Annotated in this window: 20 protein-coding genes, 4 tRNA genes and 4 pseudogenes; 7 read left to right on the top strand and 21 right to left on the bottom strand. The window is 60.7% G+C overall.

What is annotated here, in order from left to right:
• Nucleotides 1-14: 14 nt before the first annotated feature.
• The 4 genes from D3M70_RS11650 to D3M70_RS11635 form a co-directional block, all read right to left on the bottom strand.
• Entirely contained in the window at nucleotides 15-1,328 is a 1,314-nt protein-coding gene (locus D3M70_RS11650; protein WP_120125906.1) for an MFS transporter, read from the bottom strand.
• A 152-nt stretch (nucleotides 1,329-1,480) separates the two neighbouring features.
• Nucleotides 1,481-2,629 (bottom strand): galactonate dehydratase, encoded by a 1,149-nt coding sequence (dgoD, locus tag D3M70_RS11645; protein WP_093459239.1) that lies wholly within the window; start codon nucleotides 2,627-2,629, stop codon nucleotides 1,481-1,483.
• A 57-nt stretch (nucleotides 2,630-2,686) separates the two neighbouring features.
• On the bottom strand, nucleotides 2,687-3,325 hold the full coding sequence (locus tag D3M70_RS11640; RefSeq protein ID WP_120125905.1) for a 2-dehydro-3-deoxy-6-phosphogalactonate aldolase: 639 nt from the start codon (nucleotides 3,323-3,325) through the stop codon (nucleotides 2,687-2,689).
• Between the two features lies 1 nt (nucleotide 3,326).
• Nucleotides 3,327-4,343 carry a 2-dehydro-3-deoxygalactonokinase gene (locus tag D3M70_RS11635; RefSeq protein WP_120125904.1) on the bottom strand — a complete coding sequence of 339 codons (1,017 nt, stop codon included), beginning with the start codon at nucleotides 4,341-4,343 and terminating at the stop codon, nucleotides 3,327-3,329.
• 354 nt (nucleotides 4,344-4,697) lie between these two features.
• Here D3M70_RS11635 and D3M70_RS11630 point away from each other — a divergent pair, with 354 nt between their 5' ends.
• A complete protein-coding gene (locus tag D3M70_RS11630; RefSeq protein WP_120125903.1) occupies nucleotides 4,698-5,861 on the top strand; it encodes an acyltransferase in 1,164 nt (387 codons plus the stop codon).
• Nucleotides 5,862-5,956: 95 nt separating this feature from the next.
• Here D3M70_RS11630 and asd read toward each other — a convergent pair whose 3' ends face one another.
• The 5 genes and pseudogenes from asd to leuC all read right to left on the bottom strand — a co-directional run bounded on the left by asd (nucleotide 5,957) and on the right by leuC (nucleotide 10,392).
• A complete protein-coding gene (gene asd / locus D3M70_RS11625) occupies nucleotides 5,957-7,069 on the bottom strand; it encodes an aspartate-semialdehyde dehydrogenase (protein ID WP_120125902.1) in 1,113 nt (370 codons plus the stop codon).
• A gap of 81 nt (nucleotides 7,070-7,150) precedes the next feature.
• On the bottom strand, nucleotides 7,151-8,233 hold the full coding sequence (gene leuB / locus D3M70_RS11620; RefSeq protein ID WP_120125901.1) for a 3-isopropylmalate dehydrogenase: 1,083 nt from the start codon (nucleotides 8,231-8,233) through the stop codon (nucleotides 7,151-7,153).
• 125 nt (nucleotides 8,234-8,358) lie between these two features.
• A pseudogene (locus D3M70_RS33055) lies at nucleotides 8,359-8,465 on the bottom strand (3-isopropylmalate dehydratase small subunit); the annotation flags it as partial.
• A 1-nt stretch (nucleotide 8,466) separates the two neighbouring features.
• Nucleotides 8,467-8,957, bottom strand: a pseudogene (gene leuD, locus D3M70_RS11615) (3-isopropylmalate dehydratase small subunit); the annotation flags it as partial.
• 10 nt (nucleotides 8,958-8,967) lie between these two features.
• Nucleotides 8,968-10,392, bottom strand: a complete 1,425-nt coding sequence (leuC, locus tag D3M70_RS11610; protein WP_120125900.1) for a 3-isopropylmalate dehydratase large subunit — start codon at nucleotides 10,390-10,392, stop codon at nucleotides 8,968-8,970.
• A gap of 157 nt (nucleotides 10,393-10,549) precedes the next feature.
• On the opposite strand from leuC, the gene D3M70_RS11605 reads away from it, so the two are divergent.
• Both D3M70_RS11605 and D3M70_RS11600 read left to right on the top strand, forming a co-directional pair.
• Nucleotides 10,550-11,446 carry a LysR family transcriptional regulator gene (locus D3M70_RS11605; RefSeq protein WP_120125899.1) on the top strand — a complete coding sequence of 299 codons (897 nt, stop codon included), beginning with the start codon at nucleotides 10,550-10,552 and terminating at the stop codon, nucleotides 11,444-11,446.
• A gap of 87 nt (nucleotides 11,447-11,533) precedes the next feature.
• Nucleotides 11,534-13,618 (top strand): annotated as a pseudogene (locus D3M70_RS11600) (putative bifunctional diguanylate cyclase/phosphodiesterase); the annotation flags it as partial.
• Nucleotides 13,619-13,916: 298 nt separating this feature from the next.
• On the opposite strand, the gene D3M70_RS11595 reads toward D3M70_RS11600, so the two are convergent.
• The 9 genes from D3M70_RS11595 to gltX form a co-directional block, all read right to left on the bottom strand.
• Entirely contained in the window at nucleotides 13,917-14,360 is a 444-nt protein-coding gene (locus D3M70_RS11595; RefSeq protein ID WP_120125967.1) for an Hsp20 family protein, read from the bottom strand.
• A 113-nt stretch (nucleotides 14,361-14,473) separates the two neighbouring features.
• Nucleotides 14,474-15,433: a tRNA-dihydrouridine synthase gene (locus tag D3M70_RS11590; RefSeq protein ID WP_120125897.1), complete on the bottom strand. Its 960-nt coding sequence runs from the start codon at nucleotides 15,431-15,433 to the stop codon at nucleotides 14,474-14,476.
• 75 nt (nucleotides 15,434-15,508) lie between these two features.
• Nucleotides 15,509-15,949, bottom strand: a complete 441-nt coding sequence (locus tag D3M70_RS11585; RefSeq protein ID WP_120125896.1) for a thioesterase family protein — start codon at nucleotides 15,947-15,949, stop codon at nucleotides 15,509-15,511.
• Between the two features lie 83 nt (nucleotides 15,950-16,032).
• Nucleotides 16,033-16,572: a TetR/AcrR family transcriptional regulator gene (locus D3M70_RS11580; RefSeq protein WP_120125895.1), complete on the bottom strand. Its 540-nt coding sequence runs from the start codon at nucleotides 16,570-16,572 to the stop codon at nucleotides 16,033-16,035.
• 177 nt (nucleotides 16,573-16,749) lie between these two features.
• Nucleotides 16,750-16,825, bottom strand: a tRNA-Glu gene (locus D3M70_RS11575).
• A gap of 54 nt (nucleotides 16,826-16,879) precedes the next feature.
• Nucleotides 16,880-16,955 (bottom strand) — tRNA-Ala (locus D3M70_RS11570).
• Nucleotides 16,956-17,170: 215 nt separating this feature from the next.
• Nucleotides 17,171-17,246 (bottom strand) — tRNA-Glu (locus D3M70_RS11565).
• A gap of 86 nt (nucleotides 17,247-17,332) precedes the next feature.
• A tRNA-Ala gene (locus D3M70_RS11560) sits at nucleotides 17,333-17,408 on the bottom strand.
• A 223-nt stretch (nucleotides 17,409-17,631) separates the two neighbouring features.
• On the bottom strand, nucleotides 17,632-19,113 hold the full coding sequence (gene gltX, locus D3M70_RS11555) for a glutamate--tRNA ligase (protein ID WP_120125894.1): 1,482 nt from the start codon (nucleotides 19,111-19,113) through the stop codon (nucleotides 17,632-17,634).
• A gap of 240 nt (nucleotides 19,114-19,353) precedes the next feature.
• Between gltX and D3M70_RS33050 the strand changes: the two are divergent.
• The 3 genes and pseudogenes from D3M70_RS33050 to D3M70_RS11545 all read left to right on the top strand — a co-directional run.
• A pseudogene (locus D3M70_RS33050) lies at nucleotides 19,354-19,911 on the top strand (HlyD family secretion protein); the annotation flags it as partial.
• Nucleotide 19,912: 1 nt separating this feature from the next.
• Nucleotides 19,913-20,365: HlyD family secretion protein (locus D3M70_RS33045; protein ID WP_256659813.1), on the top strand; the 453-nt coding region annotated here is incomplete at its 5' end.
• Between the two features lie 49 nt (nucleotides 20,366-20,414).
• Entirely contained in the window at nucleotides 20,415-21,905 is a 1,491-nt protein-coding gene (locus D3M70_RS11545; RefSeq protein WP_165869781.1) for an MDR family MFS transporter, read from the top strand.
• A 99-nt stretch (nucleotides 21,906-22,004) separates the two neighbouring features.
• Here D3M70_RS11545 and D3M70_RS11540 read toward each other — a convergent pair whose 3' ends face one another.
• From D3M70_RS11540 to D3M70_RS11530, 3 genes are all read right to left on the bottom strand, one after another.
• A complete protein-coding gene (locus tag D3M70_RS11540) occupies nucleotides 22,005-22,442 on the bottom strand; it encodes a RidA family protein (RefSeq protein WP_120125892.1) in 438 nt (145 codons plus the stop codon).
• 67 nt (nucleotides 22,443-22,509) lie between these two features.
• On the bottom strand, nucleotides 22,510-23,823 hold the full coding sequence (locus D3M70_RS11535; RefSeq protein WP_120125891.1) for an NAD(P)/FAD-dependent oxidoreductase: 1,314 nt from the start codon (nucleotides 23,821-23,823) through the stop codon (nucleotides 22,510-22,512).
• A gap of 95 nt (nucleotides 23,824-23,918) precedes the next feature.
• On the bottom strand, nucleotides 23,919-24,542 hold the full coding sequence (locus D3M70_RS11530; RefSeq protein ID WP_120125890.1) for a TetR/AcrR family transcriptional regulator: 624 nt from the start codon (nucleotides 24,540-24,542) through the stop codon (nucleotides 23,919-23,921).
• Nucleotides 24,543-24,706: 164 nt separating this feature from the next.
• Here D3M70_RS11530 and D3M70_RS11525 point away from each other — a divergent pair, with 164 nt between their 5' ends.
• Entirely contained in the window at nucleotides 24,707-26,089 is a 1,383-nt protein-coding gene (locus D3M70_RS11525; protein WP_120125889.1) for an aspartate aminotransferase family protein, read from the top strand.
• The last annotated feature ends 35 nt before the right edge of the window (nucleotides 26,090-26,124 follow it).

The following is a 26,124-nucleotide window of genomic DNA, read 5'->3' as shown; positions in this document are numbered from 1 at the left end:
TTGAGTGCCAACCGTTAGAGTTCGATGCGCTCGACCTTGCCCACCAGCAGGATGTAGGACAGAGCACCGAGCAGCGCCAGCACCGCGATATAGGTAATGGCCGGAGCGAAGGATTCGCCGGACGCGAGGAAGCCGATGACAATCGGCGTGGCAATCGCCGCCAGATTGCCGATCAGGTTGAAGGTGCCGCCGGTCAGACCCAGCAGACGCGCGGGTGCCAACGTCGAAACCAGCGACCAGGTGATCGACGCCAGACCGTTGCCGAAGAACGCCAGCGCCAGGAACGCGATCACCAGAGGCGTCGATTCGACGTAGTTGGCACCGATGATCGAGGTTGAAATCAGCAACCCGGCAATGATCGGCAACTTGCGGGCGAAGCCCACGGTATGGCCGCGACGAATCAACCAGTCTGAAAAGAAGCCGGAGCACAGGACACCGACGAACGCCGCCAGAAACGGCAGTGACGCCAGCAACCCGGACTTGATGAAGTCCATGCCGCGGTACTTCACCAGATAGGTCGGGAACCAGGTCAGGAAGAACCACAGCGTCGAGTTCAGGCAGAACTGGCCGAGGTAAATCCCCCACAGCTTGCGCTTGCTGAGGACAATACCCAGATCCTGCCAGTTGAATGCGCCCTTGGCTTTTGCGGTATCGGTCTGGATGTCGACCAGCCCGCCGCCTTCTTTGATCAGGTCGATTTCACCCTGATTGACGCCTTTGAAGTCCCGGGGCTCCCGGTAAACCATGTACCAGATCGCCGCCCAGAGCACGCCGACGCCACCGGTGGCGACGAAGACCATGTGCCAGCCAAAGCGGGTCTGCAGCCAGGCCAGGACCGGGGTCAGGAAGGCCAGGCCGACGAACTGCCCGGACGTGTAGAAACCGACGGCCGTGGCGCGTTCTTTTTCCGGAAACCAGGCGGTGACCACCCGGCTGTTGATCGGATACGCCGGAGCTTCCAGTGCACCCACCGCCATGCGCAGCAGGAACAGGCCGATGAAACTGCCGACGAAGCCCAGGAAGATCGTTGCAATGGACCACAGGGCCAGCGCCACGGTGTAGAGAATACGCGGCGGCACGCGATCCACCAGCCAGCCGCCGGGCAGTTGCATGGCAGCGTAGGTCCAGCCGAAGGCGGAGAAGATCAGGCCGACGTGAACCGGGTCGATGCCCAGCTCGCTGGTCAGGGCGGGTGCGGCAATGGAAAGGTTGCTGCGGTCCAGGTAGTTGATCACGACGGTGATGAACAGCAGGACCATGATGAAAAAGCGTTTGCGGGTCGGCGTGGCGGTGATCGCCCGCGACTCTGGCAAGGTCTGTGTGCGCATGGGGGTGCCTCTTTTTATGTTTATCTGAGGGCGTATGTTTTTCTTGGAGTCGCCGCGCCCTCTGTAGCAGCGCGGCTTGCCGGCGGTAGCGATTTTGAAGACGTCACCGCCGGCAAGCCGGACTGCTACACAGATCGCGGAGCCTTAACGGATCACCACTCGGCGAAACTGCCATCGGCGTGACGCCAGATCGGGTTACGCCAGCGGTGGCCGATGGCGGCGCGCTCCTTGACGTATTCCTCATTGATCTCGATGCCCAGGCCTGGGCCGTTCGGGATCTTCACCATGCCCTTGTCGTAGTCGAAGACTTCAGGGTTCTTGATGTAATCGAGCAGGTCGTTGCTCTCGTTGTAATGAATGCCCAGACTCTGCTCCTGAATGAACGCGTTGTAGCAGGCCGCGTCCAGTTGCAGGCACGCCGCCAGCGCAATCGGCCCCAGCGGGCAATGCAGTGCCAGCGCCACGTCATAGGCTTCGGCCATGTTGGCGATCTTGCGGGTTTCGGTGATGCCGCCGGCGTGGGATGCATCGGGCTGGATAATGTCGACGTAGCCCTCGCTCAGCACCCGCTTGAAGTCCCAACGGGAGAACAGGCGCTCACCCAGGGCAATCGGGGTGCTGGTCAGCGGCGCCAGCTCCTTCAAGGCTTCATAGTTCTCGCTGAGCACCGGCTCTTCGATGAACATCAGCTTGTAGGGGTCCAGTTCCTTCATCAGCACCTTGGCCATCGGTTTGTGAACACGGCCATGGAAGTCGACGCCGATACCGACGTTCGGCCCCACTGCGTCCCGCACTGCGGCGACGTTGGCCAGCGCCAGATCGACCTTTTCGAAGGTGTCGAGGAATTGCAGTTCTTCAGTGCCATTCATCTTCACCGCCGTGAAGCCACGGGACACCGCTTCTTTTGCCGCACGCGCCGTGTCGGCCGGACGGTCGCCGCCGATCCACGAATACACGCGAATCTTGTCGCGGACCTGACCGCCCAGCAGATCGCTGACCGATACGCCCAGCGCCTTGCCCTTGATGTCCCACAGCGCCTGGTCGATACCGGCCAGCGCGCTCATGTGGACAGCGCCGCCCCGATAGAAGCCACCGCGATAGAGCACGGTCCAGATGTCTTCGATGTTGCGCGGGTCTTTGCCGATCAGATAATCGGACAGTTCTTCGACGGCCGCCGCAACGGTGTGCGCACGGCCTTCGACCACAGGCTCGCCCCAACCGGTGACACCCTGGTCGGTTTCCACTTTCAGGAAGCACCAGCGCGGCGGAACGATGAAGGTCGTGAGTTTGGTGATTTTCATTTCTTGTCTCTCTTGTAGTCGAAACCGGTTATTCAGGAACGCTGCCCCGGGGGCGATTCAGTCAGCCTTGATCGCTGGACGGAGCTGATTCCAGGCCGTCACGTAGGCGCTGGCACGCTCCGCCACGTCTTGTGCGCTCATCCCTGGCTTGAACAGCCCGGAGCCCAGGCCAAAGCCCTTCACGCCAGCGTCGAGGAACACCTTCATGTTGTCCGGGGTAATGCCGCCCACCGGCAGCAACACGGTGCCCGCAGGCAACACCGCCAGCCAGGCCTTGACCACCGCTGGCCCCATCTGCTCGGCGGGGAACATCTTGAGGACGTCGGCGCCAGCCGCGAGCGCCGCAAAGGCCTCAGTCGGAGTCGCCACGCCGGGCGACAGAAACAGGCCTTCGGCTTTGGCGGCGCGCAGGACTTCAGGATCGCTGTGGGGCATGACGATGACCTGACCGCCCGCTTCCTTGACCTGACGCACCTGTTCGGGGGTCAGTACGGTCCCGGCGCCGATCAGGCAATCGGCGGGCAGGTTCTGACGCAGCAGACGGATGCTGTCGTACGGCTGGGGGGAATTGAGCGGGACTTCGATGACGCGAAAGCCGGCCTTGTACAGGACATCACCAATAGCCGGTGCTTCTTCGGGGCGCAGACCGCGCAGGATCGCGACCAGGCCGTTTTGCGCGAGGGCGTGTTTGAGCATCTCAGTTCTCTACAGAAAGGGGCCGGGCAGCGGCCGCGGAAATGGAAGAAATCAGGCCTGCCTGAACCGCGACCTGCCACAGACCGCGTTCGGTGGCTTGCTCGGCCAGTGTCACCTGAGGGAAGCCGTTGGCATCGAGTGCGCGCTGGTAGCGCTCGAGCAACGGGCCGCTGCCGATCAGAATCACCGCAGGCAGATCGGTCGCCTGCTGGCGCAGCAATTGGGCGAGGGCAACGACTTCGTGTCCGATCAACAGACCTGACAGGTAGTCGGGTTGAGCGCTGCCGGACAGCGAGCCGGTCAGGCCCAGGGTTCGGCAACTGAAGATGGTCGACAAAGGGCCCGCCGCACCGGCCGACGAGTGTGCGACAGCCACGCCACGGTCGAACGCCGCCGCGTCGAACGCATCACTGCGTTGCATGGTACGACCGAGGATGGTGTGGGTGGACAGCGCGGCAAAGACTTCGCCGGTCATGAAGGTATCGAAATGAACGATGCAGCCGTCGACCGCCCTCACCCACTTCGAATGGCTGCCCGGGAGGCCGATCAACAGCGGCTGAGCCGCTTCGACCGCTGGCAGCGCACTCAGAATGCCCAGCACCTGGGTTTCTTCGCCACGCATGACGTTCGGCAGTTCGGAACGTTGAAGCACACCAGGGACGATGTGCACGTCCACGCCGCGCGCGCTGCGGACCGTGACCAGCGCAGAACTGAGCGCGGAAACACTGGCGGGGGTCTGCTGGTAAACGGCTTCACGCCAGCCCTGTGCACTGCCGACCATTCCGCAGGCGATCACAGGCAGACGCGGCTCGGCGTCAAGCCAGTCGCCGCAGGCCTCGTCAAAGGCCAGTTCGTAGCCGTCGCTGCACATCTGGCCGGCAATCGGCCGAGGCGTGGAAGGTAACTGCATGATGCCCGCGCTGAGCGAGCGATGTTCCAGTACCCGGCCGTTTTCGCCGAGTCGATACGCGCGAAGGGATGTCGTTCCCCAATCGAGCGCGATCAATTGCGCCTGCATGGCTTCACCTGATTGTTATTAATGAGTGAATGCGGGACGAACTATAAACCTGAATCGCGGAATATCTCAATATGTAAATTATCGTCCCATATATAGGGATATTCAGGTTTTACGACGAAAGCACCTCAGCATCATCTGTTTGGATGTGGTGCCGCATGGATTTGCTGAGGCATACTCCGACGCACTCGGCGACCGAATTCCTAAACGCCAGACCACCGCTCATCAGCCCTCAGTGCCGAAGGTGGTAACCTCCCCGTCCTTCTCTGACCTGTCTTTTACCGGTCTCGTCTGCATTGCTTGCAGGCGGGCAGTTGCCCCTCTACGTCTAGACTCATCTACAAAAGGACCCGTCAGATGAAGCGATTTCTCGTGCTCGACAGTTTTCGCGGCCTGTGCGCACTCGCACTGATCGTCCACCACACACACATTGAGCGCAGCATCACCGAGCTGACGTTCTTCCGTAATGCCAGTCAGTTCGTGGGCTACTTCTTCGCCCTGAGTGGCTTCCTGATTTACCGTCGTTACATTGGCAACATCGCCACGCCGCGCCAGCTCCGCGCATTCGTGGTGACCCGGGCGTGTCGGGTGATGCCGCTGCACATCGCGGTGCTGCTGTTTTTCATCGCGTTCGAATGCCTGAAGCTGGTGCTTGAGCGTTATGGCCTGTCGCTGAGCTACCCGGCTTTCAGCGGGGACCGTGCACCCAGCGAAATTCTCCCGAACCTGCTGCTGATCCAGGCATGGTGGCCGACGTTCAATGCACTGTCGTTCAACTACCCGGCATGGTTCATCAGCGTGGAGTTCTATCTGTGGATGATCTTCGCGCTCATTCTGTTTTGCCTGCCGGGGCTGGCGCGCAAGCTGTTCTCGCTGCTGTGCGTGCTGGCGTTCATCGCGCTCTATAAAGACTTCAACCTGATTCCACGCAACGTGCTGTGGGGTGCCTCGTGCTTTTTCGCCGGCACGATCACCTACCGCCTATACGCGCGACTCTACGATGCGATGCCAGGGCCGTGGCTCGCCAGTGTGCTGGAGATCGGCGTGCTGGCGGCGATCTATTGGCTCATGACCGAGGGCGAACAACCGATCACCCTGGAGCTGGGCCTGTTGTTCTGTGCGGCGGTGCTGATCTTCGCCTTCGAGGCCGGTGTCATTTCAAGGTTGCTGAGCCTGCGCTGGTTTCCGGCGCTTGGCAGGTTGTGGCTGTCGATTTACCTGACCCACGCTGCCGTGATCTTCGTGCTCGCGACCGGCCTCACCGTGGCGGCCAGATTCACCGGTATTTCGTTACTGGTCGACCGGCCAGGCGAAACCACCGGCACCGTTGTCCGCTACCTGAGTACTGGCGACGCGCTGAACGACAACCTGTTGATGGCATTTGTGGTGATTGCGGTAGTCGTCATCTCGATGCTCGTCCACTACTGGCTCGAAGTACCAGGGATTCGTTTCGGCAGGCACTGGAAACAAGGGACGCTGTTGCTTCGCAGAAAGGACGATCCACAGCCGGAGCGGGTCTGAGTGTCGACAGTGGCACCGGTGAAGCGCCCGGCCTGACGTAAACCCATAAAAAAACCGCCCAGGAGGCGGTTTTTTTGTGCAGCAAAAACAGCGAATCAACGTTCCAGCAGAATCCGCAACATGCGACGCAACGGCTCGGCCGCGCCCCACAGCAGCTGGTCACCCACGGTGAACGCGCCCAGGTACTGCGAACCCATGTTCAGCTTGCGCAGACGACCCACCGGAATGTTCAGCGTGCCGGTCACCGAAGTCGGGCTCAGCTCCTGGATGCTCGCCTCACGGTTGTTCGGCACCAGCTTCACCCAAGGGTTGTGCTGGCTGATCATGCCTTCGATATCGGCAATCGGAACGTCTTTGTTCAGCTTGATGGTCAGCGCCTGGCTGTGGCATCGCATGGCGCCGATGCGCACGCAGATACCGTCGACCGGGATCGGGCTCTTGAAGCGACCCAGAATCTTGTTGGTCTCCGCCTGCCCCTTCCACTCTTCACGGCTCTGACCGTTCGGCAGTTCCTTGTCGATCCACGGGATCAGGCTGCCGGCCAGCGGCACGCCGAAGTTTTCGGTCGGGAAGCTCTCGCCGCGCATGGCTTCGGCCACTTTGCGGTCGATGTCCAGAATCGCGCTGGCCGGGTTGGCCAGTTCGTCCGAAACCGATGCGTTGATCGCGCCCATCTGCTTGATCAGCTCACGCATGTTCTGCGCGCCGGCACCGGAGGCCGCCTGATAGGTCATGACGTTCATCCACTCGACCAGACCGGCCTCGAACAGACCGCCCAGGCCCATCAGCATCAGGCTGACGGTGCAGTTGCCGCCGACGTAGTTCTTGGTGCCGGAATCGAGCTGCTGATCGATGACCTTGCGGTTGACCGGGTCGAGGATGATCACTGCATCGTCCTGCATGCGCAGGGCCGAGGCCGCGTCGATCCAGTAGCCCTGCCAGCCTGCTTCACGCAGCTTCGGGAACACCTCGTTGGTGTAGTCGCCGCCCTGACAGGTCAGTACCACGTCCAGGGTCTTGAGCTCGTCGATGCTGTAGGCATCCTTCAGCGGCGCAATATCCTTGCCGACTGACGGACCTTGTCCACCGACGTTGGAGGTGGTGAAAAAAACCGGCTCAATGAGATCGAAATCCTGCTCTTCCAGCATGCGCTGCATGAGCACGGAACCAACCATACCGCGCCAACCGACCAGACCTACACGTTTCATCGCAACTACACCTTAATTAAAAGTGGGGCCCCGTGCGCAGAGAGACTTTCGGCTCGATCTTGCAGCAGTGGGCCCGAGATATTACAGATTGCGCAGCGCGGCGACTACGGCGTCGCCCATTTCCTTGGTACCGACCTTGGCATTGCCTTCGGACCAGATATCACCGGTACGCAGACCCTGGTCCAGCACCAGGCTCACAGCCTTCTCGATGGCATCGGCGGCAGTGTGCTGATTGAAGCTGTAACGCAGCATCATCGACACCGACAGGATGGTTGCCAGCGGGTTGGCCACGCCCTTGCCAGCGATGTCCGGGGCCGAACCGTGGCAAGGCTCGTACATGCCCTTGTTGTTCGAATCCAGCGACGCCGATGGCAGCATGCCGATGGAGCCGGTGAGCATCGACGCTTCGTCGGACAGAATGTCGCCGAACATGTTGTCGGTGACCATCACGTCGAACTGCTTCGGCGCGCGGACCAGTTGCATGGCAGCGTTGTCCACGTACATGTGGCTCAGCTCGACATCCGGGTAGTCCTTGGCCACCTGCTCAACCACTTCACGCCACAGCTGGCTGGACGCCAGAACGTTGGCCTTGTCGACCGAGCACAGGTTCTTGCCACGCACGCGGGCCATGTCGAAACCGACACGGGCGATGCGACGGATCTCGCTCTCGCTGTACGGCAGCGTATCGTAGGACTGACGCTCGCCGTTTTCCAGCTCGCGGGTGCCACGTGGCGCGCCGAAATAGATACCGCCGGTCAGCTCGCGAACGATGAGGATGTCCAGACCCGAGACGATCTCGGGCTTGAGGCTGGAAGCATCGGCCAGTTGCGGATAAAGGATCGCCGGACGCAGGTTGGCGAACAGACCCAGTTGCGAACGGATTTTCAGCAGACCGCGCTCTGGACGGATGTCACGCTCGATAGCGTCCCACTTCGGTCCGCCAACGGCGCCCAGCAAGACGGCATCGGCAGCACGGGCGCGTTCCAGCGTCTCGTCGGCCAGCGGCACGCCATGCTTGTCGATGGCCGCGCCACCGATGACGTCGTGGCTGAATTCAAAACCCAGTTGATATTTCTCGTTGGCCAGGTCCAGGACCTTGACCGCTTCGGCCATGATTTCCGGACCAATGCCATCACCTGGGAGAATCAGAATCTGCTTGCTCATAAAGCCCTCGTTTCAATAGGTGCATCGGCGCTACGGGAGCGCCGATGGGAAAAGCGGGTTGTGTCGATATCGCGGCGTTGCGACTGTAGCAGTCCGGCCGGGCGGCTACAGGTTATCAATGCCCCTCAAGCGTCGCGGAACAACCATGGCTGGGTCGCGCGGTGCTTGCTTTCGAATGTCGCGATGGCGTCGCCATCCACCAGCGTCAGGCCGATGTCGTCCAGACCGTTGANCCGTCTTCGCGGGTCACGGTCTGCGCCGCGAGGTCGACATTCAGCTGGTAGCCCGGGTTGGCTTCGACCACCTTGAACAGCTCATCGACGTCGGCTTCGCTCAGAATGATCGGCAACAGGCCGTTCTTGAAGCTGTTGTTGAAGAAGATGTCGGCGTAGCTCGGCGCGATGATGCTGCGAAAACCGTACTCTTCCAGCGCCCACGGCGCGTGCTCACGGCTGGAGCCGCAACCGAAGTTTTCGCGGGCCAGCAGTACGCTGGCGCCTTGATAACGTTCGTGGTTGAGGACGAAATCCTTGTTCAGCGGACGCTTGGAATTGTCCTGATACGGCTGCCCCACATCCAGATAACGCCACTCGTCGAACAGGTTCGGACCGAAACCGGTGCGACGGATCGACTTCAAGAACTGCTTGGGAATGATCTGGTCAGTGTCGACGTTGGCACGATCCAGCGGAGCGACCAAACCGGTGTGTTGAATAAAAGGCTTCATGCTGGGCTCCTCAGTGCTGGCTCATGGTACGAACATCGACGAAACGACCGTTGACCGCCGCCGCTGCCGCCATCGCCGGGCTCACCAGGTGGGTACGACCACCGGCGCCCTGACGGCCTTCGAAGTTACGGTTGGAGGTGGACGCGCAATGCTCGCCACTTTCCAGGCGGTCCGGGTTCATCGCCAGACACATGGAGCAACCTGGCTCACGCCATTCGAAACCGGCTTCGAGGAAGATCTTGTCCAGGCCTTCCTTTTCCGCCTGCTCTTTCACCAGACCCGAGCCCGGCACGACGATAGCCTGCTTGATGGTCGATGCGACCTTGCGGCCCTTGGCGATGTCCGCGGCGGCGCGCAAATCTTCGATCCGCGAGTTGGTGCAGGAACCGATGAACACGCGATCGAGCTGAATGTCAGTGATCGCCTGATTGGCCTTCAGGCCCATGTACTTCAATGCACGCTCAATGGAGCCGCGCTTGACCAGATCGGCTTCCTTCGCCGGATCAGGCACGTTCTGATCGACAGCAAGGACCATTTCCGGCGAGGTGCCCCAGCTCACTTGCGGCTTGATCTGCGCTGCGTCGAGCTCGACCACGGTGTCGAACACTGCGTCGTCGTCGGAGACCAGGTCTTTCCAGGCTTCGACTGCCATGTCCCACTGCTCGCCTTTGGGTGCGAACGGACGGCCCTTGACGTAGGCAACGGTCTTTTCATCAGTCGCCACCAGACCGACGCGTGCGCCCGCCTCGATGGACATGTTGCAGATGGTCATGCGGCCTTCGACGGACAGATCGCGTATGGCACTGCCGGCGAACTCGATGGCATGGCCGTTCCCGCCGGCGGTGCCGATCTTGCCGATGATGGCCAGAACGATGTCCTTGGCGGTCACGCCGAACGGCAGTTTGCCCTCGACTTTCACCAGCATGTTTTTCATTTTCTTGGCGACCAGGCACTGGGTGGCGAGCACGTGCTCGACCTCGGAGGTGCCGATACCGTGAGCCAGCGCGCCGAATGCGCCATGGGTCGAGGTGTGGGAGTCGCCGCAGACCACGGTCATGCCTGGCAAAGTCGCACCTTGCTCCGGGCCGATGACGTGAACGATGCCCTGACGCACGTCGTTCATCTTGAATTCGGTGATGCCGTATTCGTCGCAGTTGTCGTCCAGGGTCTTGACCTGCAGACGGGACACCTGATCGACGATGGCATCGACGCCGTCCTTGCGGTCCGGGGTGGTCGGTACGTTGTGGTCGACGGTGGCGACGTTGGCGTCGATGCGCCAAGGCTTGCGGCCGGCCAGGCGCAGGCCCTCGAAAGCCTGTGGTGAAGTCACTTCATGGATGATGTGACGGTCGATATACAGCAGCGCCGAACCATCGTCGCGCTGTTTGACCAAGTGCGAATCCCAGAGCTTGTCGTAGAGCGTTTTGCCGGCCATCAGACGGTTTCCTCATCAGCTTTTTCTGTGCCTTGGGCCATCGACATCACGGTGCCGACTCAAAGACCCCTTGGCTTGTGGGGGAGATGCTATGGAATATGCTTAAATAACTCAAATTCATATTTTTCATGCTTTGGATAACCAACAGGAATTCGATATGGACCTGGCAAACCTCAATGCCTTTATTGCCATTGCCGAGACCGGCAGCTTCTCCGGCGCCGGGGAGCGCCTGCACTTGACGCAGCCGGCGATCAGTAAACGCATCGCGGGCCTTGAACAACAACTCAATGTACGCCTGTTCGATCGGCTCGGCCGCGAGGTCAGCCTGACGGAGGCCGGCCGCGCCCTGCTCCCCCGCGCCTATCAGATCCTCAATGTGCTGGACGATACGCGGCGGGCGCTGACCAATCTGACCGGCGAAGTCAGCGGTCGCCTGAGTCTTGCGACCAGCCACCACATCGGTCTGCACCGCCTGCCGCCCTTACTGAGAGCCTTTACGCGCACCTACCCTCAAGTCGCGCTGGACATCGAGTTTCTCGATTCGGAGGTGGCTTATGAGGAAATACTTCATGGCCGCGCCGAACTGGCGGTGATTACGTTGGCGCCGGATCCCCACGCTTTGGTCAAGGCGGTGCCCGTCTGGGACGATCCGCTGGATTTCGTCGCCGCCCCCGAGCACCCACTGGCCACCACCGCCAATGTCACCCTCGCCGACATCGCGGCTTATCCAGCGGTGTTCCCCGGCGGCAACACGTTCACGCACCACATCGTCAGCGGTCTGTGCGAAGCCCAGGGGCTCAAGCCGAACATCGCCATGAGCACCAACTATATGGAGACGATCAAGATGATGGTTTCCATCGGCCTGGCATGGAGCGTGCTGCCCAGAACCATGCTCGACGGGCAAGTTGCGCGCATTCCGCTGCCGGGCATACAGCTGCGCCGCCAGCTAGGCTACATTGTTCACACGGAACGCACGCTGTCCAACGCCGCCAAGGCGTTCATGGCGTTGCTGGATGCTCAGGCGGACATCGCCAAAGCGGCTGCTGTCCACTGATCGACATACCGGCTTTATGCCTTCAAGGCTCGTGATCACATGCCCATAACCGCAGACAGCGCACATTTTCAAATGACCGGCCTGGCACTGACCGCAAAGGAGTCGGAAAAACACTTCACCACGCTGTTCAACCTCAGTCCGAATGTGGTGTTACTGACTCGCTTCGAGGATGGCCTGATCTGCAATGCCAACTGTCACTTCGAGACCACCTTCGGCTGGCCACTTGACGCGTGCGTGGGCAAGACGACCCTTGAAATAGGCCTCTGGCTGGATCCGCCGCAACGCCAGCTGGCCCTTTCCAAAACACTAGCCTCGACAAGGCCCGCCCATCTTGAAAGCCAGTGGCGTGCCCGTGACGGGGCCATTCACGACGGCACTCTCTACACCCAGAAAATAGAACTGGATGCTGGCCCGTATCTGTTAAGCACCTTTATCGACAACACCGAGCACAAACTCGCGCAACAGGCACTCAAGGCCAGCGAAGAGAAGTTCGCCAAGGCATTTCACTCCAGCCCCGACGCGATCATCATCACCGAGCAGGCCACCGGGCGCTACATGGAGGTCAACGACGGTTTCTGCCGCCTGACCGGGTACAGTGCCAGCGAGGTCATCGGACGCACAGTGTTCGAATTCGTGATCATGGCGGACATCACCCAACGCACGCGTCTTATCCAGGAAATGGAAGAGCACGGCCGGGTTCGCAACCGTGAGTTGCTGGGGCGCAACAAGAACGGCGACATCATCACCGCCGACGTCTCCATCGATCCGCTGATGCTCAATGACATCCAGTGCCTGTTGATCACCGCCCGCGACATCAGCCAGCTGAAAAGTGCCCAGGCGCAGATCCAGCACCTGGCCTACCACGATTCGTTGACCAACCTGCCTAACCGGGCGCTGCTGATGGATCGCCTGAGTCAACAGATCGCCCTGCTCAAGCGTCACGACCTGCGTGGGGCCCTGCTGTTTCTCGATCTGGATCACTTCAAGCACATCAACGATTCCCTCGGCCACCCCGTGGGCGACAGCGTGCTGAAAATCATCACAGCTCGCCTGGAAGCGAGTGTGCGCATGGAGGATACGGTCGCGCGTCTGGGCGGGGACGAATTCGTGGTGCTGATCAGCGGTCTGGAGGGCAGCGGTGATGAAGTGATCGCGCAGGTTCGCGCTCAGGCCGACACCCTGCGCGCACTGCTGGCCGAGCCGATGTTCCTCGACGGCCATCGTTTGCAGGTCACGCCGAGCATTGGCGTGGCACTGATCCCGGACCATGGCTCAACCCCCGCCGATCTGCTCAAGCGCGCCGACATTGCGCTGTACCGGGCGAAAGACTCTGGACGCAATGCCACGCAAATGTTTCACAGCACCATGCAGAAGGCAGCCAGCGACCGGCTGCGCCTGGAAAACGATCTGCGCCTGGCCCTGGCGCGGGGCGAATTCAGTCTCAGCTATCAGCCGCAGGTCGATACCCGAGGCAATCGTATCGTCGGCGCCGAAGCCCTGCTGCGCTGGCAGCATCCCAGCCTTGGCAACCTGCCGCCCAATCAGTTCATCCAGGTCATGGAAGAAAGCGGGATGATTCTGGAGGTCGGCAACTGGATTCTCGAAGAGGCCTGCAAGAGTGGCAGCGCGTTGCTGCGCAAAGGCCTGATCGGCACCGAAGACTTCAGCCTGTGCGTGAACATCAGCCCGCGCCAGTTTCGTCAGACCGACTTCGTCGAGCGCGTCGAGCGCTGTCTGCTGACCTATGAATTGCCCAACCGCATGCTGAAGCTGGAAATCACCGAAGGCATCGTCATCCAGAATCTGGACGACACCATCGCCAAGATGCTGCACCTCAAACGCATGGGCATCAGCTTTGCGATGGACGATTTCGGCACCGGCTATTCGTCGCTGACCTACCTCAAGCGTTTACCCATGGATGCGTTGAAGATCGATCAGTCCTTCGTCCGGGACGCCACCAGCGACCCCAACGACGCCGAAATCGTGCGCGCCATCGTCGCCATGGCCGCCAGCCTGAACCTTGCGATCATCGCCGAGGGCGTGGAAAAGCAGGAGCAACTGGACTTCCTCTCGCAGCTCGATTGCCACTTCTATCAGGGCTTTCTGTTCAGTGAACCGCTGACGCTCGAAGGGTTCGAGGCGTTGTTGCGAAGAAGGCTGCAGGACAGCTGACCCGGTACCTGCTTCTGGCACAAGCGCTCAGCGGTGGTTCAGCCGACACGTGCATGGCTGATTCACCGCTATCGCGAGCAAGCTCACTCCTACAAGGCTTGCGGCACGCCTCAGAACTCGGTCCACCGCGATCCCTGTAGGAGCAATCGGAGGTTACGACGGTCGCGAAGCGATGGATCAGCCGACACGTGCACGGCTGATTCACCGCTATCGTATTTCAGACGTCAGGGATACGCAGACCTGAGTCCTATAAAAAAAGGCGCCCCACAGGGCGCCTTCTTTTCGACTGGCGTATGAATCAATGTGCCAGGGTTTTCTGACCATTGATCTGGATGCGCTTGGGCTTGGCCTCTTCAGGCACCAGGCGCAGCAGGTCAATGTTCAGCAGACCGTTGGCCAGTGCAGCGTTCTGCACTTCGATGTGATCGGCCAGACGGAACGACAGTTTGAACGCGCGCTGGGCAATGCCCTGATGCAGGAAGGTCACACCTTCTGCGGGTTTGTCGCGCTTGCTGCCAGTGACGGTCAGCACACCCTTCTCAACCTGCAACTCGAGGTCCTGTTCCTCGAAACCCGCCGCCGCGATGACGATGCGGTATTGGTCGTCGGCGTGTTTCTCGACGTTGTAGGGAGGGTAGCTGCTGGCCGACTCGTTACGGGCCGCCGATTCGAACAGATCGTTGAAGCGGTCGAAGCCCACGGAAGAACGGAACAGTGGAGCCAGAGAAAATGCGGTAGTCATGTGAATCTCCTGATAAATCAGCAAGTGTTTGTCTCCGCGACCCGAGTTCGGCATCGCGTAATCCCAAGATAGGGACAGTCACTTCTGTTTCAAGAGTCGCTATGAAATTTTTTTCAGGCGGCTTCCGGCTCGACAACACCCAGCATCTGGCTGATCCGTTCACAGTCGGTTTCGCGCCGCAAAGCATCGAACAACACGACCGCCTCGGGATAGCTCTTAGTCAGCAGCACCACCCATTGCTTGAGTCGGCCGGGCGCCTGAATGCGCGTCATCTTGGCCAGAGCCTGCTGCCAGAACACCCTGAGCAGCGGTTGCAGCTCCTGCCAGGTCATCTCCACCACTTCCCGGCCGGCCTCGGCCGCAGCGATCTGCCGACCAAGATCGGGACGCGCCACCAGACCGCGACCGATCATGATGTCGCGTGCGCCGCAGATCTCGCGGCAGCGGCGCCAGTCGTCGACGGTCCATATCTCGCCATTGGCGATGATCGGAATCTTTACCACGTCCTGAATCTTGCCGATCCACTCCCAATGCGCCGGCGGCTTGTAGCCATCGACCTTGGTCCGGGCGTGAACGACGATGTGTTCGGCGCCGCCAGCCTCAAGCGCCCGCGCACAGTCCAGCGCCGGCTCGGTGCTGTCGTAACCCAGACGCATCTTGGCGGTAACCGGAATATGCGTGGGCACGGCACGACGCACGTGACTCAGGATCGAGTGCAGCAGTTCGGGCTCTTTCAACAGCACTGCCCCGCCCCGGGACTTGTTGACCGTCTTGGCCGGGCAACCGAAGTTCAGGTCGATGACCGGCGCGCCCAGTTCGGCGGCGAACGCGGCGTTTTCGGCCAGACAGACAGGATCGGAACCCAGCAGTTGCACCCGCAGCGGCACACCGGCACGGGTTTTGGCATCGGTCAGCAGCTCGGAAGCGAACTTGTGAAAGTAATGCGCCGGCAACAGACGCTCGGTCACCCGGATGAATTCGGTCACACACCAGTCGATGCCGCCGACCTGAGTCAGCACATCGCGCAGAATGTCGTCGACCAGGCCTTCCATGGGCGCCAGAGCAATTTGCATGGGTCACACTCGAAAAAAAGTCCGGCAGTTTACGCAGAGACGGCCGGATTGTGAACGGGTCGGGACTGCCGGGCGTCAGGACGCCGCAGCCGACAAGGCGGGCGCATAGCCTTCGATGAATTCGCTGGGCATGCGCTTGGGTTTGCCCGTGGAAAGCTCGATACAGACGAAGGTGGTCTGCGCACGGAGCAATGTCACGCCATCACTGGGGCGTTTGAGCTGAAAACGACGGGTCATTTTCAGACGCTGATCCCAGTCGACGATCCAGGTGGCCAGTTGCAGACTGTCGTCCTGATAGGCGCTGGCCAGGTAATCGATTTCATGGCGAACCACTGCCATGGCACGATCCAGACGGCGATACTCGGTCAGATCGAGCCCCAACTGCTGCGAATGCCGCCAGGCGCAGCGCTCGAGCCAGGTGACATACACCGCATTGTTGGCGTGCCCCAATCCATCTATGTCGTCCTCGCCCACTTGCAGATCGATGACGAACGGCGTTGCCAGATCCCAGACCATGCTCGTTCCTGCCCCTCATGAATGCATTCGGCGGCCAGTGTAACGAAAAGCATCGGCGGTGGACGCATCGTGTCGGGTACGCCTTAGAGCATGGCCGACTTCGCAGCCCGCAGGACGCGGTCCGACAGTTCATTGGCCCCAAGCGCGCGTGCCAGCGCCAGGCCCCCCAGCATCAATGCGATGTCGGCCAGCGTTTTGTCGGTTTCTTCAGGGCTTGACGCCAGTTGCGCCACCATCAACTCGATGTGTTCGGCCAGTGCGCCACGAAAATCGTCCGACAGACGCGCCATCTCTCCGATGGCCGTGGGCAGCGGACAGGCGTGCTCTTCGGCGTCGCGGTGTTTGCGGGACAGGTAAAAAGCCGCGAGCAGGGCTCGGCGTTCTTCGCCTGGCAACTGATCGTCTAGGGTGGCGACCATGTCCCGACGTTCGCTCAGCAATTGATTGAACGCCTCCAGCATCAAGGCTTCCTTGCTGTCGAAATGGGCGTAGAAGCCACCCACCGTCAGCCCTGCTGCCCCCATGATTTCATTGACGCTGGGTTCGACAGGGCCGCGGGCGATCAACGCGACACTGGCAGCATTGAGAATGCGCTCGCGGGTTTGTGCTTTTTTATCGTTCATGTCCGCCTCCGGGATGATGGCGATAATATTATCCGCATCATGGGGGATGGCAAGTGACGATGTGAAACCACTCAGGACGTGGCGTTTGAGGGGAGCGGGGAGAAAACTCAAATCCCGAAAAAACAAAAGGGCCATTCAATAATCGAATGACCCTTGGTCTCGCAGAGCGAGAAATCGTGGCGTCCCCTAGGGGACTCGAACCCCTGTTACCGCCGTGAAAGGGCGGTGTCCTAGGCCACTAGACGAAGGGGACGCAAAACCTTCAGTCAGGTTCGTCGTAAACATCATCAACGAACCCTGGCAAATTTGGTGGAGCTAAGCGGGATCGAACCGCTGACCTCCTGCATGCCATGCAGGCGCTCTCCCAGCTGAGCTATAGCCCCGGATTTACGTCTCTCGACGGAGATCAACCTTGCGGCATCACTCGGTAAAACNTGATGGCGATAATATTATCCGCATCATGGGGGATGGCAAGTGACGATGTGAAACCACTCAGGACGTGGCGTTTGAGGGGAGCGGGGAGAAAACTCAAATCCCGAAAAAACAAAAGGGCCATTCAATAATCGAATGACCCTTGGTCTCGCAGAGCGAGAAATCGTGGCGTCCCCTAGGGGACTCGAACCCCTGTTACCGCCGTGAAAGGGCGGTGTCCTAGGCCACTAGACGAAGGGGACGTAACCCTTGTGTACCTGATCGGTGCTGGTTCCGATTTAGCGGTACAAACTTCAAGACAGTGTAGCCAACCTTGAAGCTTCTAAATTGGTGGAGCTAAGCGGGATCGAACCGCTGACCTCCTGCATGCCATGCAGGCGCTCTCCCAGCTGAGCTATAGCCCCACATTACACTCTCAGACCACCGTGCGTTGCCGCCGGGTTTCTGTGTTGCCGTGTGGACGGGGCGCATATTAAGTGCGGCCCCAGTACCTGTCAAACTTTTTTTAAAACAATTTCAAAAGAATTTTCCGGGATAACAATCACTTACCGCCCTCCCCTGAAGAATCAGGGAGTTGGTCGGCCACGCGGCGCCCGAGCATGGCAACGCACAACGGCCGACCCTCACTCAGCCAATGGCGCCAAGCAGCTTTTCCCACTCTTTGTTTTCTTTCTTCGAAACCCCGCCCAGCAGGTCAAGGGCCTGACGCAGACGATAGCGGGTGAGGTCCGGGCCGAGGATTTCCATGGCGTCGGTGACCGATACCGAATTGGCTTGTCCGGTGATCGCGGCAAACATCAGCGGCATGGCGTCCCGCAGTTTCAATTGCAGGTGTTCGACCACTGCCTGGATGCACGCGGTGATGCTGTCCTTTTCCCACTGACGCAGGGATTCGAGCTTCCACAGGATCAGTTGCATGACCTGACGCACCTGCTCTGGCGACAGTTTCTTGTGCTCGAACAGCTTCACGTCCGGATTCACGCCACCGGCGAAGAAGAAACCGCCCAGCGGCGCGACCTGACTGAAGGTTTCGACGCGGCCCTGAACGTGCGGGGCGATCTTCATCATGTACTCGCTGTTGAACGCCCACTTCTGCACCCGTGCGGCGAACTCTTCGACCGGCAGCTCACGCAACCACTGTCCGTTGAGCCAGGACAGCTTCTCGATGTCGAAAATCGGGCCGCCCAGGGAAACGCGGTTCAGGTCGAAATTGTCGACCATTTCCTGCAACGAGAACTTCTCGCGCTCGTCGGGCATCGACCAGCCCATGCGGCCCAGATAGTTGAGCATCGCTTCAGGCATGAAGCCCATGCGCTCGTAGAACGTGACAGAGGTGGGGTTCTTGCGCTTGGACAGCTTGCTCTTGTCCGGGTTACGCAGCAGCGGCATGTAGCACAGCGCCGGTTTTTCCCAGCCGAAGTATTCGTACAGCAGGATCAGTTTCGGCGCCGACGGCAGCCATTCTTCGCCGCGCAGGACATGGGTAATGCCCATCAGGTGGTCGTCGACGACGTTGGCCAGGAAGTAGGTCGGCAGACCGTCGGTCTTCATCAGGACCTGCATGTCCATGCGGTCCCACGGAATTTCGACTTCGCCACGAAGAATGTCCGGCACCACGCAAACGCCCTCGCTCGGCACCTTCATGCGAATGACGTGGGGCTCGCCCGCCGCCAGACGGCGCGCGACTTCTTCCTTGGACAGCAGCAGTGCGCGACCGTCATAGCGCGGGGTTTCGCCACGGGCCATCTGCTCGGCGCGCATCTGGTCCAGCTCCTCGCTGGTGCAGAAGCACGGGAAGGCATGACCGGCGTCGACCAGTTGCTGGGTGTATTTCTTGTAGATGTCGCCACGTTCGCTCTGGCGGTACGGGCCGTGGGGACCACCGACATCCGGACCTTCGCTCCACTCGATACCGAGCCAGCGCAGGGCGTCGAAAATCTGTTGTTCGGACTCGCGGGTCGAGCGCAGCTGATCGGTGTCTTCAATGCGCAGGATGAATTCGCCGCCATGCTGCTTGGCAAAGCAATAGTTGAAGAGTGCGATGTAAGCCGTGCCAACGTGAGGGTCGCCGGTAGGCGATGGCGCGATGCGGGTACGAACGGTGGTCATGGAAAATTCCGAATAGGTCGAACAAGCCGGGAATCTTAACAGGCGCAGCCCTCGCGGCTCCAGCACCGGACCGGATCGCAGGCCAGATTCGCGTACGGGAAGATTGAGCGTAGCCAGTGGCCGGGCATGTGCCAGAAATGAATACCGGACCATCAATTCCAGTCATTATTTCAACGGTGGCTAGGTGCCAGACCTCATTTGCTGATAAATTTCCTCACATTCTAATAATCCAGAACGACCATGCCTGCCCAACTCAAACGCCGCCTGTTCATCTTCTTCGGGGTGGTCCTGCTGATCGCCCTTGCCTTCTTCGCCCAGTGGTACTTAAAAGGACGTTTTTACGAAACCACCGACAACGCTTATGTCCAGGGTGAAATCACCCGCGTATCCAGCCAGCTCGGCGCCCGCGTCAGTGAAGTGCTGGTGCAGGACAACCAGCATGTGGACAAAGGCCAGTTACTGGTGCGTCTGGAACCCGACGATTTCAGTCTGGCCATCGACCGCGCCCAGGCAACCCTTGCCACCCGTGAAGCCGAGCGTGTCCAGGCCCAGAGCAAGCTGACCCAACAATCGAGCCTGATCGCCGCCAGCGATGCGCAGGTGCAGGCCAATCAGGCCACCTTGGGGCGCACGCAGATCGACCTGGCGCGACTGCAGAAACTGCGCACCCCCGGTTTCGTGTCGGAAGCGCAAGTCACCACCATGACCGCCGACAGCAATGTCGCGCGTTCACAGGTGACCAAAGCTCAGGCGGACGCTCAGAGCCAACGCCAGCAAGTCAACGCATTGAATGCCGAANGCCGAGGCGCAAGCCGATAGGCAGCGCACCGAGATCCGTTCGCCGATCAGCGGCCTGATCGGCCAGCGGGCGGCGCGCAACGGTCAGTATGTGCAGGCCGGTGCCTATCTGCTGTCCGTCGTTCCCGATGAAGACATCTGGGTGCAGGCCAATTTCAAGGAAACCCAGATCGAGCACATGGAAGTCGGCCAGTCCGCCGAGCTGACGTTCGACAGTTTTCCCGGCACGCCGATTCAGGGCCAGGTCAACAGCCTGTTCGCTGCGTCCGGTGCGCAGTTCAGCCTGTTGCCCCCTGACAACGCCACCGGCAACTTCACCAAGGTCGTGCAGCGCATTCCGGTGAAGCTGACCTTCGCGCCCGACAACCCCCTGCATGGCAAGATTCGGCCGGGCATGTCGGTGACGGTATCGGTCAACATCAAACCGGCAAACGACACCCAAAGTGGCCGGTGACGAGCTGATCCGCCCGGTCGGCGAACCGACCCGGCGCGACTGGATCGCGGTGATGAGCGTGATGCTCGGCGCCTTCATGGCGGTGCTGGACATCCAGATTACCAACTCTTCGCTCAAGGACATTCAGGGCGCACTGTCGGCAACGCTGGAAGAAGGCTCGTGGATTTCCACGTCTTATCTGGTGGCCGAGATCATCATGATCCCGCTCACGGCCTGGCTGGTGCAGTTGCTGTCGGCGCGGCGCCTGGCGGTCTGGGTGTCGCTGGGGTTTCTTGTCTCTTCACTGCTTTGCTCCATGGCGTGGAGTCTGGAGAGCATGATCGTGTTCCGCGCGATGCAGGGGTTTACCGGCGGCGCCCTGATCCCGCTGGCGTTCACGCTGACGCTGATCAAGCTGCCCGAACATCACCGCGCCAAAGGCATGGCGCTGTTCGCCATGACCGCAACCTTCGCGCCCTCCATCGGCCCGACCCTCGGCGGCTGGTTGACGGAAAACTTCGGTTGGGAGTACATCTTCTACATCAACATCCCGCCGGGGCTGGTAATGATCGCCGGGCTGCTTTACGGCCTTGAGAAGAAAGCGCCCCACTGGGAGCTGCTCAAAAGCACGGATTATGCGGGGATCGTCACCCTTGGCGTGGGCCTGGGCTGTCTGCAGGTGTTCCTGGAAGAAGGCCATCGCAAGGACTGGCTCGAATCGGGCCTGATCGTCACCCTGGGCAGCATCGCCCTGCTCAGCCTGATCACGTTCGTGATCATCCAGTTTTCAAAACCCAAACCGCTGATCAATCTGGGCATCCTGGGCAACCGCAACTTCGGCCTGTCGAGCATTTCCAGTGTCGGCATGGGCGTCGGGCTGTACGGCTCAATCTATCTGCTGCCGCTGTATCTGGCGCAGATTCAGGGCTACAACGCGCAGCAGATTGGCGAAGTGATCATGTGGATGGGCGTGCCGCAGTTGTTCCTGATCCCGCTTGTGCCGCAACTGATGAAGATCATCTCGCCGAAAATCCTCTGCACCCTCGGTTTCGGGCTGTTCGGTATCGCCAGTTTTTCATCCGGCGTGCTCAACCCGGACTTCGCCGGCCCTCAGTTCAACCACATCCAGATCGTCCGCGCACTGGGTCAGCCGCTGATCATGGTCACCATATCGCTGATCGCGACCGCGTTCATCCAGCCACAGGACGCCGGCTCCGCCTCAAGCCTGTTCAACATCCTGCGCAACCTGGGTGGCGCCATCGGCATCGCCTTGCTCGCCACGCTGCTGGATGCACGGACCAAGACCTACTTCGACTATTTGCGTGAATCCATCTCCCCTGCCAACCCGCAGGTGGCCGAGCGCATGGCGATGCTGACCGACCGCCTGGGCAATGAAACCGCCGCACTGGGCAAGCTCAGCGAAATCGCCCACCAACAGGCCGCAATCATGGCCTACAACGATGCGTTTCATTTCGTCGGTCTGGCGTTGGGCATCAGCATGCTGGCGGTGATGCTGACCAAGAAGTTGCCGTCGGGGGTTCAGGGTGGGGCCGCGCACTGAGTCATGCGTGCTGTGTTACAACACGCTTCCCAGCGGTTGCGCGCTTTCCACCGCGACCGCCGGCAAACCGGACCGCTACCAGGCTGGTGGCAGGACCGCTCAGGCCTGATTCGGCTGCCAGTCGTCTGGCACGACGGCAATCACGTCGATTTCCATCAGCCACTGCGGCTGGCCCAGCCCGGAAATCACCAGCCCGGTGGAAATCGGAAATACGCCTTTGAGCCACTTGCCGACTTCCTGATACACCGGTTCGCGATAGCGCGGGTCGATGATGTAGGTGGTGGTCTTGACGATGTGCGACAGGTCCGAGCCCGCCTCTTCGAGCAGTTGCTTGACGTTCTTCATGGCCTGTTCAGCCTGGGCGCGAGGATCCCCCAACCCGACAAGATTGCCATCGAAATCGGTGCCGATCTGGCCGCGCACGTAGATCGTGTTGCCCGCCCGAACCGCCTGGCACAGGTCGTTGTCCAGCGACTGATTGGGGTAGGTTTCTTTGGTGTTGAACATGCGGATGCGGGTGTGAGTCGGTTGTGCCATGGGAAACTCCTCGAAAACGGAAAAACTGGCCGCGCCGGCCTGTCGGGGTTCAGCGCGGGGATCGATATCAGGCCGTGACGGACGCCGCGTGGACCGCTGCCCCTGCGTGGTCTGCCTGGCGTTGCGAGGCATCGCGATACTCCAGGTATTTGCGCTGGGTGGCGATGTGATCGGCGACATATTTGGCGTCATGCCAGACGCCCCAGATAAATGACGAGCCCCGACGCGACTGCCATGGCAATCCGAGGAAATAGATACCGGACTCGGTGGACACCCCGCGCTGATGCCGGGGTTTGCCTTTTTCATCGAAGGCGTCGACGTTCATCCAGCTGTAGTCGGTGGCGAAACCGGTGGCCCAGATGATGGTCGTGATCCCGGCCTCGGCCAAATCCAGTTCGAGAATCGGCTGGATCACGCACTGCGGATCGGGGAACACACGACGGGCTTCGGGCTCCAGCGGCAGGTCGAGACCGTTGCGTTCGATGTAGGCGTCCGCTGCATCAAGCACGGCCAGATAGTTTTCATCGCCACGCTTCAGGTTCTCGGCGAGGTCCGGCTGGAAGGTCGCCACGCCGCCTTCGAACGAGCGGGTCACGCCGACCAGTTGCATGCCGCGCTGGGCCAGTTCGCGAAAATCCACGGTACGTCCGCCATGGGCACCGCTGACGGCAATCGTCACGTGCTCACGGCCAGGCTTCATCGCTGCCTGATCCCACTCGCCGAGCACCCCCAGCCACCAGCAGAAATCGCGATTGCGATAAGCGCGCGGTGGCCGGTCATGCTGGCCCACCGACAGGTAAACCTGCTTGCCTGAGCGCTGCAATTCGTCGGCGATCTGAGTACCGGAAGAACCTGCACCGACCACCAGCACCGCGCCTTCAGCCAGCTGTTGCGGGTTGCGGTATTGCGCGGAATGAATCTGCGTCAAGCGCTCGTCTTTCGGAGCGATGGCTGGAATCACCGGTTTCTGAAACGGACCGGTGGCCACGACCACACGACTGGCCTGGATCACACCTTCAGAGGTCTCGACCGTGAACCCCGGACGCCCCACATTACGTTCAACCTTGCGCACGTCGACACCCGTGCGAATCGGCGCGTTGAACATGCGGGCGTAGGCTTCGAAGTAATCGGCGACCTGCTCTTTACGGGCGAAGCCATCGGGGCTGAGGTCGGCAAATTCGAGGCCCGGAAAACGGTCGTGCCAGGCCGGGCCGTTGGCGACCAGCGAATCCCAGCGCCCGGTGCGCCAGGCTTCGGCAATCCGGCTGCGCTCAAGAACCAGGTGCGGGACGCCCAGTTTGCTCAGGTGCTCGCTCATGGCCACGCCAGCCTGACCGGCGCCGACCACGAGGGTATCGATTTCTATTTTTCCAGCTGTCATACCTGTGTCCTTCACGAAGGCGGGTGTGGACGCATTCTGTGCAGGATCAGGGGATAGCGAAATTATGATTTTTGTCGTCGCAGAGCAGGAAAAACCTAGGGCTGGGTTTCGCCCTCAATGCTCAGCATCCCATGGCACATCAGCCCCAGCACACTGCGCATATGCGCCGCATGCGCCTGGCGATCAGGCACCGCTTCGGTCGCCAGGCGAATGAACGCAAGGTTCGCGTACTGGTTGAACAGGGTCGCCGCGATATCGATATCGACGGATTCACGCACCTTGCCCAGCTTCTGAAAATGCACCAACAGCGCCTTGGCCTCGTCGACCACGGCGGCATTCCACGGATGAAAGGCCTGGGACAGTTCGCCGGTGAACAGGAATGGCGCCAGTTCGCGCCAGAGCGAAGCAGGCATGGCGCGCAACTGGTAGCGGGTCATCAGGCCTTCGAGTTCGCACAATGCGTCGAGGGGGTCGCAATTGTCGTCCAGATTGGCCCGGGCTTCGCGCATCGCCAGCTCGTCCGGCGCCTTGAGCAGCGCGAGGAGAATTTCCTGCTTGCCGCCGAAATAGTTCACCACCGTCGGCGCTGAGACCCCCGCCTCGTTGGCAATCTGTTCAAGCGTGGTGGCGCCGAACCCGTTGGCCTTGAACAACGCCAACGCCGCGTCGGCGATGATTTGCCGCCGCTGTTCCTTCTGCCGCTCTCTCAATCCGGTCATGGTGCCCCTGCAGTGGGTTGCGATGGGGATCAGGGTACGGATTCGTGTTTTTCTCGACAAATATTTTCTTTACAAAAATATTTTTAGGTGACAAAACTTATCCCATAACACGCCCTCCTCTTTTTCGATTGCAGGCGTCGGGCGCCTTCACCTGGAGATACGCAATGTCCATCGAACTCGACTCAGTCCGCACCACGAGCGATTATCAGGCGTCCGATGCCGCCCACCACATCCACGCATTCGTCGATCAGAAAGCCCTCAACGAAGAAGGCCCGCGGGTGATGGTCCGGGGTGATCGACTGGCGTTGTGGGACAACGACGGCAAGCGATATCTGGACGGCATGTCCGGGCTGTGGTGCACCAACCTCGGCTATGGCCGCAAGGATCTGGCCGCCGCTGCCAGCGCTCAGCTGGAGCAATTGCCCTACTACAACATGTTCTTCCACACCACTCACCCGGCGGTCATCGAGCTGTCCGAATTGCTGTTCAGCCTGTTGCCTGCGCACTACAGCCACGCGATCTACACCAACTCGGGCTCCGAGGCCAACGAGGTGCTGATTCGCACGGTGCGCAAGTTCTGGCAGGTCATGGGCCAGCCCGAGAAGAAGGTCATGATTGGCCGCTGGAACGGTTACCACGGCTCGACGCTGGCGGCGACGGCGCTGGGCGGCATGAAGTTCATGCATGAGATGGGCGGCACCATTCCTGATGTCGCGCACATCGATGAGCCGTACTGGTTCGCCCATGAAGGTGATCTGACCCCGGAGGCGTTCGGTCTGCGTGCGGCGCGCCAGCTGGAAGACAAGATCCTCGAACTGGGCGCCGACAAGGTCGCGGCGTTCGTCGCCGAACCGTTCCAGGGTGCGGGCGGAATGATCATCCCGCCGCAGACCTACTGGCCGGAAATCCAGCGCATCTGCCGCAAGTACGACGTGTTGCTGTGTGCAGATGAAGTGATCGGCGGCTTCGGTCGCACCGGCGAGTGGTTCGCCCACCAGGCGATGGGGTTCGAGCCTGACACACTGTCCATCGCCAAGGGGCTGACCTCCGGCTACATCCCCATGGGCGGCCTGATTCTGTCGCGGCGCATGGCCCAAGCGCTGGTGGAGAAAGGCGGGGTGTTTGCTCACGGCCTGACGTACTCCGGGCACCCGGTGGCGGCCGCCGTCGCCATCGCCAACCTCAAGGCGTTGCGCGATGAGGGCGTGGTGACGCAGGTGAAAAACGACACCGGGCCGTACCTGCAGAACTGCCTGCGTGAAGTGTTCGGCAATCACCCGCTGGTGGGCGAAGTTCAGGGCATGGGGCTGGTGGCCGCGTTGCAGTTCGCCGAGGACAAGACCACGCGCAAACGCTTCGCCGACGAGAACGACATGGCCTGGCGCTGCCGCACCCTTGGCTTCGAGGAAGGCATCATCATTCGCTCGACCCTGGGGCGCATGATCATGGCCCCGGCGCTGGTCGCCACACGAGCCGAACTGGACGAACTGGTCGACAAGACCCGTATCGCCGTGGACCGTACGGCCCGTGAGTACGGACGCCTGTAACGGCGCACCGCTGACTGAGAAGTTTTTCCGTAATC

This window comes from Pseudomonas sp. LS-2, assembly GCF_003605735.1.
Taxonomy (GTDB): Bacteria; Pseudomonadota; Gammaproteobacteria; order Pseudomonadales; family Pseudomonadaceae; genus Aquipseudomonas.
The sequence above is the reverse complement of the archived record's forward strand: the minus strand, read 5'-3'. Positions and strand labels throughout refer to the sequence as shown.